The sequence below is a fragment of the Hydrogenophaga sp. FG152 genome (assembly GCF_057809615.1).
Window position 1 is genome coordinate 142,223 of sequence record NZ_JBMDKH010000013.1, and the last position, 12,911, is coordinate 155,133.

Annotated in this window: 13 protein-coding genes; 3 read left to right on the top strand and 10 right to left on the bottom strand. The window is 69.5% G+C overall.

The genetic code is table 11. The features are described 5' to 3' along the window. Nucleotides 1-173 precede the first annotated feature (173 nt). Nucleotides 174-863: a TerC family protein gene (locus tag ACODTB_RS16610; RefSeq protein ID WP_291119234.1), complete on the top strand. Its 690-nt coding sequence runs from the start codon at nucleotides 174-176 to the stop codon at nucleotides 861-863. Nucleotides 864-896: 33 nt separating this feature from the next. Here the strand turns inward: ACODTB_RS16610 and fahA are convergent, their stop codons facing one another. From fahA to ACODTB_RS16650, 8 genes are all read right to left on the bottom strand, one after another. Next, nucleotides 897-2,219, bottom strand: a complete 1,323-nt coding sequence (fahA, locus tag ACODTB_RS16615; protein ID WP_291119237.1) for a fumarylacetoacetase — start codon at nucleotides 2,217-2,219, stop codon at nucleotides 897-899. Between the two features lie 102 nt (nucleotides 2,220-2,321). Beyond that, nucleotides 2,322-3,128 carry a cyclase family protein gene (locus ACODTB_RS16620; RefSeq protein WP_291119240.1) on the bottom strand — a complete coding sequence of 269 codons (807 nt, stop codon included), beginning with the start codon at nucleotides 3,126-3,128 and terminating at the stop codon, nucleotides 2,322-2,324. A 29-nt stretch (nucleotides 3,129-3,157) separates the two neighbouring features. Next, nucleotides 3,158-3,934 carry an ABC transporter permease gene (locus ACODTB_RS16625; protein ID WP_291119243.1) on the bottom strand — a complete coding sequence of 259 codons (777 nt, stop codon included), beginning with the start codon at nucleotides 3,932-3,934 and terminating at the stop codon, nucleotides 3,158-3,160. Then, nucleotides 3,931-4,680: an ABC transporter permease gene (locus tag ACODTB_RS16630; RefSeq protein WP_291119246.1), complete on the bottom strand. Its 750-nt coding sequence runs from the start codon at nucleotides 4,678-4,680 to the stop codon at nucleotides 3,931-3,933. Before ACODTB_RS16630 ends, ACODTB_RS16625 begins: the two co-directional genes overlap by 4 nt. 3 nt (nucleotides 4,681-4,683) lie before the next feature. Next, entirely contained in the window at nucleotides 4,684-5,451 is a 768-nt protein-coding gene (locus ACODTB_RS16635; RefSeq protein WP_291119256.1) for an ABC transporter ATP-binding protein, read from the bottom strand. A gap of 35 nt (nucleotides 5,452-5,486) precedes the next feature. After that, nucleotides 5,487-6,428 carry an ABC transporter substrate-binding protein gene (locus ACODTB_RS16640; RefSeq protein ID WP_291119259.1) on the bottom strand — a complete coding sequence of 314 codons (942 nt, stop codon included), beginning with the start codon at nucleotides 6,426-6,428 and terminating at the stop codon, nucleotides 5,487-5,489. Then, nucleotides 6,425-7,135: a TetR/AcrR family transcriptional regulator gene (locus ACODTB_RS16645; protein WP_488929490.1), complete on the bottom strand. Its 711-nt coding sequence runs from the start codon at nucleotides 7,133-7,135 to the stop codon at nucleotides 6,425-6,427. Before ACODTB_RS16645 ends, ACODTB_RS16640 begins: the two co-directional genes overlap by 4 nt. 83 nt (nucleotides 7,136-7,218) lie before the next feature. Then, nucleotides 7,219-8,259 carry an SMP-30/gluconolactonase/LRE family protein gene (locus ACODTB_RS16650; RefSeq protein WP_291119265.1) on the bottom strand — a complete coding sequence of 347 codons (1,041 nt, stop codon included), beginning with the start codon at nucleotides 8,257-8,259 and terminating at the stop codon, nucleotides 7,219-7,221. 127 nt (nucleotides 8,260-8,386) lie between these two features. On the opposite strand from ACODTB_RS16650, the gene ACODTB_RS16655 reads away from it, so the two are divergent. Then, nucleotides 8,387-10,465 carry an acetoacetate--CoA ligase gene (locus tag ACODTB_RS16655; RefSeq protein WP_291119268.1) on the top strand — a complete coding sequence of 693 codons (2,079 nt, stop codon included), beginning with the start codon at nucleotides 8,387-8,389 and terminating at the stop codon, nucleotides 10,463-10,465. Between the two features lie 289 nt (nucleotides 10,466-10,754). On the opposite strand, the gene ACODTB_RS16660 is transcribed toward ACODTB_RS16655, so the two are convergent. Beyond that, nucleotides 10,755-11,399, bottom strand: a complete 645-nt coding sequence (locus tag ACODTB_RS16660; RefSeq protein ID WP_291121983.1) for an NAD(P)-dependent oxidoreductase — start codon at nucleotides 11,397-11,399, stop codon at nucleotides 10,755-10,757. 101 nt (nucleotides 11,400-11,500) lie between these two features. Here ACODTB_RS16660 and ACODTB_RS16665 point away from each other — a divergent pair, with 101 nt between their 5' ends. Next, nucleotides 11,501-12,418, top strand: a complete 918-nt coding sequence (locus ACODTB_RS16665; RefSeq protein WP_291121984.1) for a LysR family transcriptional regulator — start codon at nucleotides 11,501-11,503, stop codon at nucleotides 12,416-12,418. Between the two features lie 7 nt (nucleotides 12,419-12,425). On the opposite strand, the gene ACODTB_RS16670 is transcribed toward ACODTB_RS16665, so the two are convergent. Next, entirely contained in the window at nucleotides 12,426-12,848 is a 423-nt protein-coding gene (locus ACODTB_RS16670) for a hypothetical protein (protein ID WP_291121986.1), read from the bottom strand. Nucleotides 12,849-12,911: the final 63 nt, after the last annotated feature.

Sequence of the window (12,911 nt, forward strand, 5' to 3'; positions counted from 1 at the left end):
CGCCCCTCGCGCCGCAGGCATTGTGCCCGCAAAGCCACCGAGCCGCAGCAGACTTAACACGCTTAAGTTTCGGCCCCTGGGCGCGCAAAGTTTACGCAGAACCCCGCATGAAGGAGGCCGTTTTTCGCTCCTAAAGTGCCTTCACCCTTCAAACCTGAAACGCTGGAGACACCATGGAATTCCTCAGCACCGCCGACTTCTGGGTCGGTCTGGTGAAGATCATCTGGATCAACATCATCCTGTCGGGCGACAACGCCGTCGTCATCGCGCTGGCGGCGCGCTCGCTGCCGGCCGAGCAGCAAAGAAAAGCCATCCTGTTCGGCTCGGGCGCGGCCGTGGTGCTGCGCATCGTGCTCACGGTGGTGGCGGCCAAGCTGCTGGAGCTGTCGTTCCTGCAGGTCATCGGCGGCGTGCTGCTGCTGTGGATCGGCTACCAGCTGCTCAGCGGCGACGAAGATGGTGAAGACGGGCACCACAAGGGCACGGGCACCATGATGGCCGCCATCCGCACCATCCTGATCGCCGACCTGGTGATGAGCCTGGACAACGTGATCGCCGTGGCCGCGACCGCGCAGGGCAACATGGTGCTGCTGATCCTGGGCCTGGCGATCAGCATTCCATTGGTGGTCTTCGGCTCCACGCTGATGATCCAGCTCATGGGGCGCTTTCCGGTCATCGTGACCCTGGGCGCCGCCCTGATCGGCTGGGTCGGCGGCGAAACCGTCGTCAACGACCACCTGATGCAGGGCTACACCATGGCCCACCCCTGGCTGCACTACGTCGCGGCGGCCACGGGTGCGCTGCTGGTGGTGGGGCTGGGCAAGTTCATGCAGGCCCGCACCACGCGCAAGGCCGAGGCCTGAGCGGGGCGCAGGCGCCCTGGCCCCGCGCGTCTCTCAGCCGATCGCGGGCAGCACCTCGCCACGGCTCTCGCCGAAGCCGATGCGCGCCGCGCCCGGCTTCTCGCACCAGCCGCGCAGGATCACCGTGTCGCCGTCTTCCAGGAAGCGGCGCTGCGCGCCGATGCCCGGCAGCGGCACGTCCTTCGTGCCGCCCACGCTGAGTTCCACGATGGCGCCGGCTTCTGCGTGCGTGGGGCCCGAGATGGTGCCCGTGCCCAGCAGGTCGCCCGGCTGCAGGTTGCAGCCGCCCACGCTGTGCTGCGCGACCATCTGCGCGATGGTCCAGTACTGGTGGCGAAAGCTGGTGGCCGAGAGGCGGTCGGGCGCGATGCCGCGCTCGCGGTGCTCGCGCGACTCCAGCCGCACTTCGAGCTGCACATCCACGCCGCCGCGCTCGCTGTTGGCCGTGCTGTCCAGGTAGGCCAGTGGCTGCGGCTCGTCGGCAGGGTGCGCGAAGGGCACGCGGTAGGGCGCGAGCGCTTCCAGCGTCACGATCCAGGGCGAGACCGTGGTGCAGAAATTCTTGCCCAGGAAGGGGCCGAGCGGCGCCATTTCCCAGAACTGGTGGTCGCGCGCCGACCAGTCGTTGAGCAGGCACATGCCGAAGATGTGCTGCTCGGCCTCGGCCAGCGGAATCGGCTGGCCCATGGCGTTGCCCGGGCCGATGTAGAAGCCCATCTCCAGCTCGTAGTCCAGGCGCTTGCAGGCGCCATAGACCGGCGCGGCGGCACCCGGTGCCATGGCCTGGCCCATGGGGCGGCGAAACGCCGTGCCGCTGACCACCACGCTGGAGGCGCGGCCGTGGTACGCGATCGGCAGCCACTGGAAGTTGGGCGTGAGTGGGTCGTCCGGGCGCATCACGCGGCCCACGTTGCGCGCGTGGTGGATGGATGTGTAGAAGTCGGTGTAGTCGCCGATGCGCGTGGGCACGCGCATCTCCACCTCGGCCTGCGGCACCAGGCTGGCGCGCAGCGCGTTCACGCCGGGGCCGTTGGCGCCGGTCTTGAGCAGGTCGAACAGCGCGTGGCGCAGCGCGCGCCAGGCGCCCGGGCCCAGGGCCAGGAAGTCGTTGAGCGCGTCGCCGGTGCAGGCGTTGACAGCCTGTGCGGCCGGGCCGGACACCGCGTTGTCGCGCGCGATGGCCGCCAGGTCGATCACCTGGTCGCCGATGGCCACGCCGCCCCGGAAGGCTTCGCCCGAACCCTTGCGGCGGAAAACGCCGAAGGGCAGGTTCTGGATCGGGAAATCGGTGCCCGGGGCGTTGGCCGATTCGAGCCAGCTGCGGGTGTTCGCGTCGTGGGTGTGGTTGAGTTCCATGAGGGTTCCTGTGCTGAAGAAAGACGATCCGGCGCCGGGCCGCCCCAAGCCGGATCAGCCTCCTCGGGGGGCAGCGACCCGCGCAGCGGCGGAGCGTGGGGGCTATGCGGTGGCCTGAAGTGCGTCGTCGAAGATGGCGACCGCGCGCGTCCAGCCAGCGGACGCGCCACGGATCTTGTGCGGGAAGCAGGAGATGAAGAAGCCGGTGGGCGGCAGGGCCTCCAGGTTGTGCATCTTCTCGATGTGGCAGTAACCGATGTCGCGCCCCGCCTTGTGGCCTTCCCAGATCAGCGAGGCGTCTTTCGTCTCGCCGTACTTCTGCGCGGTGTGCACGAAGGGGGCGTCCCAGCTCCAGGCGTCGGTGCCGGTCAGGCGCACGCCGCGCTCCAGCAAATACATGGTGGCTTCGTAGCCCATGCCGCAGCCGGCCGAGACGAAGTCGTTGTGGCCGTAGCGCGAGCCGGCGCGTGTGTTGACCACCACGATCTCCAGCGGCTTGAGGGTGTGGTTGATGCGCTTCAACTCGGCTTCCACGTCGGCGGCCGTGACCACGTAACCGTCGGCGAAGTGGCGGAAGTCCAGCTTCACGCCGGGCTGGAAGCACCATTCCAGCGGCACGTCGTGGATGGCGATCGCGGGCTTCTTCTCGCCCAGCGCCTTGTCCATGGTGGAGTGGAAGTGGTAGGGCGCATCGAGGTGCGTGCCGTTGTGCGTGGAGAGCTGCACCAGCTCCACGGCCCAGCCTTCACCGTCGGGCAGGTCTTCCTTCTTCAGCCCGGGGAAGAAGGGCTCGATCTGCTCGAAGGTGTTGTCGTGCGTGAAGTACTGGATCTTGGGGGCGAACGCGGGCGGGTCGCTCACCACGTCGTTCTCCAGGTAGATGGACAGGTCGATGAATTTGCGGGGCATGGTGGTTCTCCAAGGGAGCGAGGTGGGATTCAGGGGCGCTGCCAGCGCAGCAGCGAGCGTTCGGCCACGGCGAGCAGTACGTTGCTCGCAAAGCCCATGGCGCCCAGCAGCACGATGCCGGCGAACAGTTCGCTGGCCTGGAACGAGCGCGCGGCCAGCAGGATGGCCTGGCCCAGGCCGGGTTGCGAGGCGATCATCTCGCCCACCACCGAGACGATGAGCGAGACCGTCATCGACAGCCGCATGCCGGCCAGGATGTCGGGCATCGCATTGGGCAGGCCGATCTTGAGCACGAAGGCCAGGTGGCTGAGTTCCAGCGAGCGCGAAACCTCGCGCAGCTGCTTGTGCACGTTGGCCAGGCCATGCAGCGTGGCCAGCAGCACCGGCCACATGGCGCCGAAGGCGACCACGGCCAGCACCATGCCGCCCGACAGACCGAACAGCGCGATGGCCAGCGGCATCACGGCCGAGGCGGGCAGCGGGCGGATGAACTCCAGGGTCGGGCCGATCCATTCGCTGGCGCGCCGCGAGCTGCCGATCAGCGCGCCCAGGGCGATGCCCAGCGCGCTGGCCAGCACCCAGCCACTGAACATGCGGCTGAGCGTGGCCCAGGTGTAGGCCGCCAGGTCGCCGCCGGCCAGGCCCTGCACCAGGCTTTGCAGCGTGGCCTGCGGCGTGGGCAGGAAGGCGCGATTGACCCAGCCGCTGGTGCTGGCGGCCCACCACAGGGCGATGAAGGCCCCGAGCACGAGGGCCGAGCCCGAGGCACTGCCCAGGGCCGAGAGGGTGCGGGTGGTTTTGATCATGCGGCCTGCTCCCCCATGGCGCGCGCCACGCGGCGCTGCAGCGCGAGCGCGCCGACGTTGATGACGTAGCCTACGACACCGATCCAGGCCAGCCAGGCCAGCATCAGCGCCGGGTCCAGGCTTTGTTGCGCGATCATCATCGCGTAGCCCATGCCGTGCGGGTTGGCCGCGATCTCCACCGTGACGGCGACCACCAGGGCGATCGCCACACCCAGGCGCAGCGCCACGAACAGGCGCGGCACGATGGCCGGGCCGATGATCCAGGCGAAACGCTGTCGTGGCGTGAGCTCCAGTGCGCGCGCCACCTCCAGCAGGCGGGGCTCGACCTGTTGCACCGCGGCCTGCGTGAGCACCAGCATGGGCCACAGGCAGGCAAAGGCGACCACGCTGAGCTCCATGCGCAGGCCGAAACCGAACACCAGCATGGCCAGTGGGATCAGCGCCACCGACGGAATGGGGCGCGCGACTTCCACGCTCAGGAAACCGAGCTGCGCGGCGCGGCGCGACAGGCCCAGCAGCGTGCCCAGCAGCAGGCCGCCTAGCGCGCCGATCAGCAGGCCCAGCGCGGCCGTGCCCAGGGTGAAGGCCGTGGCCTCCAGCAGCGAGCCGTCGGTGATCGCGCCGCCGAAGGCGCGCAGCGCGGCGCTGGGCGGGGCGATGGCATCGCTGCCCCGGCCCGTGGTGCGGGCCCAGATTTCCAGCGCGCCCAGCAGCAGAGCCGGGAACGCAAGGGACTTCAGCTTCATCGTTCAGTGCCCGAGGTAGTGATAGAGCTCGCGGCGCAGGCGCAGGAACTCGGGGTGCTCCTTGGTGCTGAGCTGGTCGCGCGGCTGCGGCAGCGGCACGTCGATCAGCGCGGCCAGGCTGGGCAGCTCTGGGGTGGGGTTGCTGCGCAGCGCGATCACGCGGTCGCCCAGGTACAGCGCTTCCTCCAGGTCGTGGGTGACGAACATCACCGTCAGACCCTCTTCACGCACCAGGCGCGCCAGCTCGTCCTGCAGGGTCTCGCGCGTCATGGCGTCGAGCGCGCCGAAGGGCTCGTCCATCAGCATCACGTCGGGCTGCTGGGCCAGGCAGCGCGCGATCTGCACGCGCTGCTGCATGCCGCCCGAGAGCTGCGCCGGGAACTTGTGCCCGTGCGCGGCCAGGCCCACGGTTTTCAGCACGTGGTCGATGCGCGCGGGCCGTTCGGCCGCCGGCACGTTCGCCGCCTCCAGCGCCAGGCTCACGTTGGCCTGCACCGTGCGCCAGGGCAGCAGGGCGCGCCCGTAGTCCTGGAACACGAAGGCGACCTCGCGGCTCGGGCCGGTGATGGGCGCGCCCTGGCGGCGCACGCTGCCCTGGCTGGGCGTCACGAAGCCGGCGGCGGCACGCAGCAGCGTGGTCTTGCCGCAACCCGAGGGACCGATCACGCACACGAACTCGCCGCGCTTCACCGTCAGTTCGGTGGGTGAGAGGATTTGCCGGCCACCGAGTTCGATGGCGACGCGGTCGAAGTGCAGAACGGTATCGGTCATGGTCGAAGCGGCGCTGGCGTGGGGCGTGGCGTGCCTCACTTGGCGATCAGGCGCGCCACGTCGGGCACCGTCTTGAGCATGCCCTGGTCCTTCATGAGGTCAACCCAGTAGCTGAGCTGCTTCTCGGTCACCACCGCCATGGGGGGCGAGATCTGCACCTTGGCGATCACCTCGGGCGGCAGCTTGATGTACTTGCCGATGGCCGCGCGCACGGCACCGTCGTTCTTCGGCTGGTTCATGAAGGCCGCGGCCTCCTGCACGGCCTCGCGGAAGCCGCGCGCGGCCGCCGGGTTCTTGGCCACCCAGTCGCGGCGCGCGACGTGGATGATGGTGGGCTGGTTCTCGGGCAGGAAGGTCGAGTAGTACGAGGCCACGTAACCCACGCCGGAGTCGGTGATGCGGCTCATGAAGGGGTCGGCGCTCACCACGGCGTCCACCGAACCGCCGCGCAGCAGGTCGCCGTGCTGCGGGAACGAGGCTTCGACGAAGTTCACCTTGGTGTAGTCCACGCCCTGGCTCTTGAGCCAGGCGCGGAAGGTCACGTGCAGGAAGGCGCCCAGGCCGGGCACGCCGATCTTCTTGCCCACGCAGTCCTGGGCCTTGCGGATGCCGCTGCCGGCCTTGGCCACCAGGCCGAAACCGGTGATGGTCTTGGAGGTCACGCCGGCACCGGCGACCACCACGTGGTCCAGGCCGCCGTCCACCGACTGCAGGTACACGCTGGGCGTGGGGCCGCCGATCTGCAGCGAGTCGGCCTGCACCGCCGCCGGGATGGTGGAGTTGATCGGGATGAACTTGAGTTCCACGTCGAGCAGGCGCTTCTTGAAGTAGCCGTTTTCCGCGGCGACGAACACCGAGGCGAAGTCGGTCACGGCGGTGTAGCCGAACACGATCTTGGTCGGGCTCTGCGCGAAAGCCGGCAGGCTCATGGCGGCGGGAACGGAGGCCAGGGCGGCCAGGGCGGTGCGACGTTTCATGTCTGTCTCCTTTTGGGTGGGGTGATCGAACTCTTCTTGGACGATTCGGGCAGGGCCGCGCGCAGGCCGCCCACGATGAAGCGCACCAGCCGTTCGGCGGCAGCGGGGTCGCTCGGTGTGTTGATGTGGGCTGACAGCCGCGCGATGCGGTCGTCCACCAGGTGATGCAGCAGCGAGCCCAGCGCGAACTGGTAGCCCCAGGCGGCTTCGGCGCGTGTGCCATGCGGCAGCACCTCGTGCAACGCGTCGATGAACCGGTTGGCCATCGGGTCGAAGAAGTCGTGCAGCACGCGGTCGGCTTCTTCGCTGTTGTAGGCCAGCTCGCGGCCCACGAGCTGCGCGTAGTACTGGCCTTCGGGGCTGGAGCGCATGCGGATCACCGGGAACACGAAAGCTTCGACGATGCGCGTGAGGGTGTTCGGATCGGCGGGGTCCTTGGACACCGCGTCCAGCGCGGCCAGTCGCTCCTCGATGGTGTGGCTCCAGTGCGCGAACACCGCGTGGAACAGGTCCTGCTTGGGGCCGTAGTAATAGGCCACCAGCGCCAGCGGGACGCCGGCCTCTTCGGCGATCTGGCGGATCGTCACCGCGTGGTAGCCGCGCTGCGCGAACAGCTTCTCGGCCGCGAGCAGGATGGCCTGCTGGCGGTCGGGGCGGGGCGCGGCACTCTTCTGGCGACGGGCAGGCTCAGGCTTGCGGGACGGCATGGTGGTATTGAACATGTGTTCAAAAATGTTGTACACCCGTACAAACCCTGGGCCGGGTCGTGCGGAAGGCGGTCGCCGATGTGCTACCAGTGCACCATGGGCAGGCCGGGCACGGGCGAGGTGAAGAAGGGGATGGTGGTGCCCATGAGGCTGCCGATGTAGACCGTGCGCAGGTCGGGCCCGCCGAAGGTGACGCTGGCCATCCAGGGCGCCAGCGTGCCGCGCGCGCGCAGCATGTCCTCGGCGGTGAGCGTGCCGTCGTTCATGTGGTCCAGCAGCACCTTCGAGGCCTCGGGGTTGCCGTCGTCGAGCAGCAGGCGCCGCTCGCCCTGCGGCGTGAGTGCGATCAGCTGGTCCGTCATCACCAGCGTGCACCAGAGGTTGCCGAAGGCGTCGAACGCGATGCCGTCGGGGAAGCCACCCAGGTGGGAGGGTCCGAACACCTCGCGGTCGGTCAGGGCGACGCCCTGGGCCGACTCCACCACGCGCATGCGGCTGATGTGCGGCCCGGTGGTCTCGACGATGTAGAGCCATTCCTCGGTTGCGTCGAAACGGATCTCGTTGGTGAAGTGCAAGCCGTCGGCCACCACGCGCAGGCCGCGTTCGTCCACCACCGCGATGTAGCCGTCGCGCACGCGGCTGCTGGCCGCTACGGTCCAGGGGTTCACGCGCGTGGAGACGGTGAGCCAGATGCGGTTCTTCGAGTCGCGCAGCACGAAGTTGACCTTGCCGATCGCCTCGCCGTCGATGGTGTCGTGCAGCGTGCGCGTCTGTCCGTCGCGCGCCATCACCTCCAGCCGGTCGGTGCCGAAGTTGGCAATCAGCACGTCGCCGTTGGCCGCGAATGCCAGGCCGTTGGGCAAGGTGCCCTGCGTGTACTTGGCCTCCACGTCGTGCAGCGAAGCCTGCGCGGCGCTGGCGAAGCGCTGGTCGGCGCGCTGGCCGATGAAGCGCTGCTGCCCATCGGCGCCGATGCGCGTGACGCCGCCGCGCGCGTCGGCCGCCCACAGCGTGCCGTCGCGCTCGGCCAGGATGCACTCGGGCCGCTGCAGGTCCTGGCCGATGGTGCGGATGGCGGCGCGGTCGACCTCGAAGCCGTCCAGCGGGTTGTTCGTTGAAGCCATGGGATGTCCCGGTGGGGCGGGCCGCGGGCTGCGGCCGGCGAAGGGGCATTGAACGGGCGGCGCCGATTCTTGTACAACCGTACAAACCCTAGTCGTACCGGGCGCGGGCCCGGTCTAAGCTCGGCGCATGACCGCGCCCCACGTGCCCCAGATCCGCCTCTACCAGCAATGGCTCGCTGAGCACCGCGGCCTGCGTTTCGACGACTACGGCGCGCTCTGGCGCTGGTCCATCACCGACCTCGATGGCTTCTGGCAAAGCATCTGGGACTACTTCGAGCTGCAGTCGCCCACGCCGCACACGGCCGTGCTGGCGAGGAACGTGATGCCTGGCGCGCCCTGGTTTCCCGGCGCGCGCATGAACTACGCGCAGCAGGTGTTCCGCCACGTGCGGCCGGCGCACGAGGCGGGCTTTGCCGCCGTGGTGAGCCGCAACGAGAAGGGCCGGCACGCCGAATTGAGCTGGCCCGAGCTGCGGCGCCAGGTCGCCTCGCTCGCGCAGCACCTGCAGGCCCAGGGCGTCCAGCCGGGCGACCGCGTGGCGGCCTACCTGCCCAACATTCCAGAGGCCATGGTGGCTTTTCTCGCCACCGTGTCCATCGGCGGCGTGTGGAGCATCTGCGCGCCCGACATGGGCACCCACGCCGTGCTCGACCGCTTCCGCCAGATCGAGCCGGTGGTGCTGATCGCCTGCGACGGCGTGAGCTACGCCGGCCGCGACCACGACCGCCTGGCCGTGGTGGCCGAGCTGCGAGCGGCCTTGCCCACCGTGCGCCACGTGGTGCTGCACACCAACCTGGCCGAGGGCGAAGCGGCGCAGGCCGACGCGCTGCGGGCCGCCGCGCCCTGCGCCAGCTTCGCGGCCGCGATCGCGCGCGACGACGCTGCCACCGCCGCGTTCGAGCCGGTGTGGCTGCCCTTCGACCACCCGCTGTGGATCGTCTACTCCAGCGGCACCACCGGCCTGCCCAAGCCCATCGTGCACGGCCATGGCGGCACGGTGATCGTGGGCATGGCGCTCAAGATCCTGCACAACGACGTGGGCTGCAGCTACCACCCCAACAGCTGGGGCGAGCGCTTCCACTGGTACAGCTCCACCGGCTGGGTGATGTGGAACGCGCAGACCAGCGGCCTGCTCAATGGCACCACTTGCGTGATCTACGACGGCAACCCCGGCGGCAGCAAGGACAAGCCCGACTGGACCACGCTCTGGCGCTTCGCCGCCGAGCTGGGCGTGACCTTCTTCGGCGCGGGCGCGGCCTTCTTCGCCAACTGCATCAAGGCCGGCGTCGACCTGGCCGCGTGTGGCAATCTGTCCGCCGTGCGCGCGCTAGGCACCACCGGTTCGCCGCTCTCGGAAGACGCACAGCGCTGGGGCACCGAGCAGTTCCGCCGCATCGCGAAGAGCGGCGCGCAGCAGGACATCTGGTGGTGCAACATTTCGGGCGGCACCGACTTCGCGGGCGCCTTCATTGGCGGCAACCGCGAGCTGCCGCAGACGCCCGGGCGCATGCAGTGCCGGCTGCTGGGCTGTGCGGTCGAAGCGTGGAACGAGCAGGGCCAGCCGGTGATCGACGAGGTGGGCGAGCTGGTGTGTGCGCAACCGATCCCGTCGATGCCGCTGTACTTCGTGGGCGACGTGGACCACCAGCGCCTGATCGGCAGTTATTTCGACACCTACCCGCCGGGCCAGGGCCGCAAGCCCGGGGGTGGCGACCTCGGCCCCGAGGCCGGCGCGGTCTGGCGGCACGGCGACTGGCTGCGCATCGGTGCCGACGGCTCCTGCGTGATCTACGGCCGCTCCGACGCCACCATCAACCGCCACGGCCTGCGCATGGGCACGAGCGAGCTCTACAGCGCGGTCGAGGCCCTGCCCGAGGTCATGGACTCCATGGTGGTGGATCTCGAGTACCTCGGGCGCGAGAGTTACATGCCGCTGTTCGTGGTGCTGCGCGAAGGCACCGTGCTCGACGATGCGCTCAAGGCGCGCATCAACGACAGCATCAAGACCGCGCTGTCGCCGCGCTTCGTGCCCAACGGCGTGTTTCAGGTGGCGGAGATTCCGCGCACGCTCTCCGGCAAGAAACAGGAACTGCCGATCAAGAAGCTGCTGCTCGGCCAGCCGCTGGAGAAGGTCATCAACCGCGAGGCCATGGCCAACCCGGGCTGCCTGGACTGGTATGTGACGTTCGCGGCGTCGCGGGCGTAACTGCAGTCTCGCGCCTGCACCTCGCTGGCTCGCGAGCACCGGGCGCTCTGCTCCGCGGGTGTCCCCCGAACCGGCTTCGCCGGTTCTCCTCCTTTACCCCGCTGCGCAGAGCGCCCGGCACTCGCGAGCGGCGGCGTGCAGGTGTTCAACCGTTTGTGTGCCACCAAGGGGGAGGTCACCGGGTGTCCGGCGCAGCGGCGTAAAGGAGGAGGGGCGGCGAAGCCGCCCCGGGGGACAGCCGCGGAGCCGGGCACCCGGTGGCCTCCCCCGTTCTAGTCGGAGTGAGCTTTCAGTTCGCCACAGTGAAGCGCTGGCGGGTGTGCTTCGGGCTTTCGATTTCGTCCACGATCGCCACCGCCAGATCGGCCACCGAAATGCCGGACGGCTGATCGCCCGAACCCGGCAGCGGCTGGTCGCCGCCGGTGCGGTACTTGCCGGTGCGCTCGCCCGGTGCGAGCAGGATCGGCGGCGAGAGGAAGCTCCAGGCCAGGCCGGTCTCGCCGCGCAGGCGCGTGAGGAGGTCGCGCGCGGCCAGCGCGCCCTGCTTCCATTCGGCCGGGAACTCGGGCGTGTCGACCAGCTGCAGGCCGGGCGCGATCTCCAGGCTGCCCGCACCGCCGACGGCCAGCACGCGCTGCACACCAGCCTGCTTCGCGCCGGCCAGGATGCCGTCGTAACCCAGGCCGAACAGGCGTTTGATCTCGGCCTCTTTCCAGCCGGGGTTGTAGGCGCTCACGATGGCGTCGTGCCCGGCCACGGCCCGGGCCACCTGCGCGGCGTCGGTCACGTCGGCCTTCACCACCTGCAGCCCGGCTTGGGCGGTCAGCTTCTCGGGGTGGCGGGCAAGGGCGGTCACGCTGTGGCCGCGCGAGAGCAGTTCGGTGAGCACGGCGCTGCCGACGAAACCGGTGGCACCGATGAGGGCGATCTTCATGACGAGACTCCTGAAAAGGTTGGGATGGATCTAGTGTCATGGCTACAAGAAACGAGCGGTAGGCGGCAAAATCAGCTTTCTTCTTGTAGGAAATCTAAACAATGAGCAGCGAAACCACCGCCTGGACCGACAAACTCAAACGCATGGCGCTGTTCGCGGAGATCGTGGACAGCGGGTCGCTGAGCGCCGCCGCTCGCCGCCTGGGCAGCACGCCCTCGGCCGTGAGCCAGCAGCTGCGCCTGCTCGAAGAGGCCCTGGGCCTGGTGCTGCTGCACCGCTCCACCCGCCGCCTCACGCTCACCGAGGCCGGTGAGCGCTATTACCCCGCCTGCGCCGCCATGGTCGCCCAGGCCCGCAGCGCCGACCAGGCGCTGGAGCGCCTGCGCGACGAACCCGAGGGCGAGCTGCGCCTGGCCGCGCCTATCGGCTTCGGCGAGCTGCTGGCCAGCGCGCTCGAACCCCTGCGCCGCCACCCCCGGCTGCGGCTGCACCTGCTGCTGGACGACACGCCCATCGACCTCATCGGCGAGCGGGTGGACCTCGCGCTGCGCGTGGGCCGCTTCACCGATTCTTCCCTGGTCGCGCGCCGCCTGGGGGAACTCCAGCGCCAGCTCTGCGCCGCGCCGCGTTACCTGGCGGAGCGCGGCTGGCCGCGCCATCCGGGCGAACTCGCCGGGCACGACTGGCTGGGCCTGCCGCCGCGCGGCACGGCGGTGGACACGCTGAGCTTTCAGGGTCTGCAGGGCGAACGCGAAGAGGTGCGCGTCGAAGCGCGCCTTCTGGCCTCGCAGGTGACCGCGCTGCAGGCCATGGCGCTGGCGGGGTGGGGTCTGTACGTGGGCATGGCCGACGACGTGCGCCAGGCCCTGGCCGAAGGGCGGCTTGCGCCCGTGCTGCCGGACTGGCGGCTGGAACCGGCGGCGGTGTTCGCGGTCACGCCCCGGCGCGGTGAACAACCGGCCAAGGTGCGCCATGCGCTGCAGGCCCTGCAGCAGCACTTCGCGGCCCGGCCGGGCTGAGCTTTGCTTACAGCGCGGCGAGTTTCGCCATGCCCCAGGCGACCACGCCCACCTGCACGAGGTTGAGCAGGATGCCCGCGAGGTGCAGGCGCCGGAAACCCGGGATCGCGGAGGCGTCGCCACTGGCGATCCTTTCGCGCAGCGCATCCATGCGCGGGACGACCCAGCGGCGCACCGCGAAGACAAAAGCCGCCACGCCGCCCATGGCCAACCCCACCACGACGCGGCCCACCGCCATCTGCCCCACAGCCCCGACGCTGGCGGCGATCACGACCACCGTGTAGTAGTAATTGAACAGCCCCCGGACAAAACGCGCGTCCTGCGGGGTGTCGTGTTTCAGGATGAGCAGCGGCGGCGACGCGAAGGTGAAGAACACCATGGGGAAGATGAGCGCGACCAGCGACAGCAACACAATGGCCTTAGGCAGCATGGGGGTCTCCTGGCCGACGGTCGTGAGGGGATGCCGCAGGCCGTGGGCCCGCCAGATGCTGAT

Bases quoted from the DNA above. Each gene is read 5' to 3' on its own strand.
- ACODTB_RS16610 (WP_291119234.1), top strand. From the start codon at position 174: ATGGAATTCCTCAGCACCGCCGACTTCTGGGTCGGTCTGGTGAAGATC.
- ACODTB_RS16640 (WP_291119259.1), bottom strand. From the start codon at position 6,428: ATGAAACGTCGCACCGCCCTGGCCGCCCTGGCCTCCGTTCCCGCCGCC.
- ACODTB_RS16665 (WP_291121984.1), top strand. From the start codon at position 11,501: ATGAGCAGCGAAACCACCGCCTGGACCGACAAACTCAAACGCATGGCG.
- ACODTB_RS16655 (WP_291119268.1), top strand. From the start codon at position 8,387: ATGACCGCGCCCCACGTGCCCCAGATCCGCCTCTACCAGCAATGGCTC.
- ACODTB_RS16630 (WP_291119246.1), bottom strand. From the start codon at position 4,680: ATGAAGCTGAAGTCCCTTGCGTTCCCGGCTCTGCTGCTGGGCGCGCTG.
- ACODTB_RS16620 (WP_291119240.1), bottom strand. From the start codon at position 3,128: ATGCCCCGCAAATTCATCGACCTGTCCATCTACCTGGAGAACGACGTG.
- ACODTB_RS16625 (WP_291119243.1), bottom strand. From the start codon at position 3,934: ATGATCAAAACCACCCGCACCCTCTCGGCCCTGGGCAGTGCCTCGGGC.
- fahA (WP_291119237.1), bottom strand. From the start codon at position 2,219: ATGGAACTCAACCACACCCACGACGCGAACACCCGCAGCTGGCTCGAA.
- ACODTB_RS16660 (WP_291121983.1), bottom strand. From the start codon at position 11,399: ATGAAGATCGCCCTCATCGGTGCCACCGGTTTCGTCGGCAGCGCCGTG.
- ACODTB_RS16645 (WP_488929490.1), bottom strand. From the start codon at position 7,135: ATGCCGTCCCGCAAGCCTGAGCCTGCCCGTCGCCAGAAGAGTGCCGCG.
- ACODTB_RS16650 (WP_291119265.1), bottom strand. From the start codon at position 8,259: ATGGCTTCAACGAACAACCCGCTGGACGGCTTCGAGGTCGACCGCGCC.
- ACODTB_RS16670 (WP_291121986.1), bottom strand. From the start codon at position 12,848: ATGCTGCCTAAGGCCATTGTGTTGCTGTCGCTGGTCGCGCTCATCTTC.
- ACODTB_RS16635 (WP_291119256.1), bottom strand. From the start codon at position 5,451: ATGACCGATACCGTTCTGCACTTCGACCGCGTCGCCATCGAACTCGGT.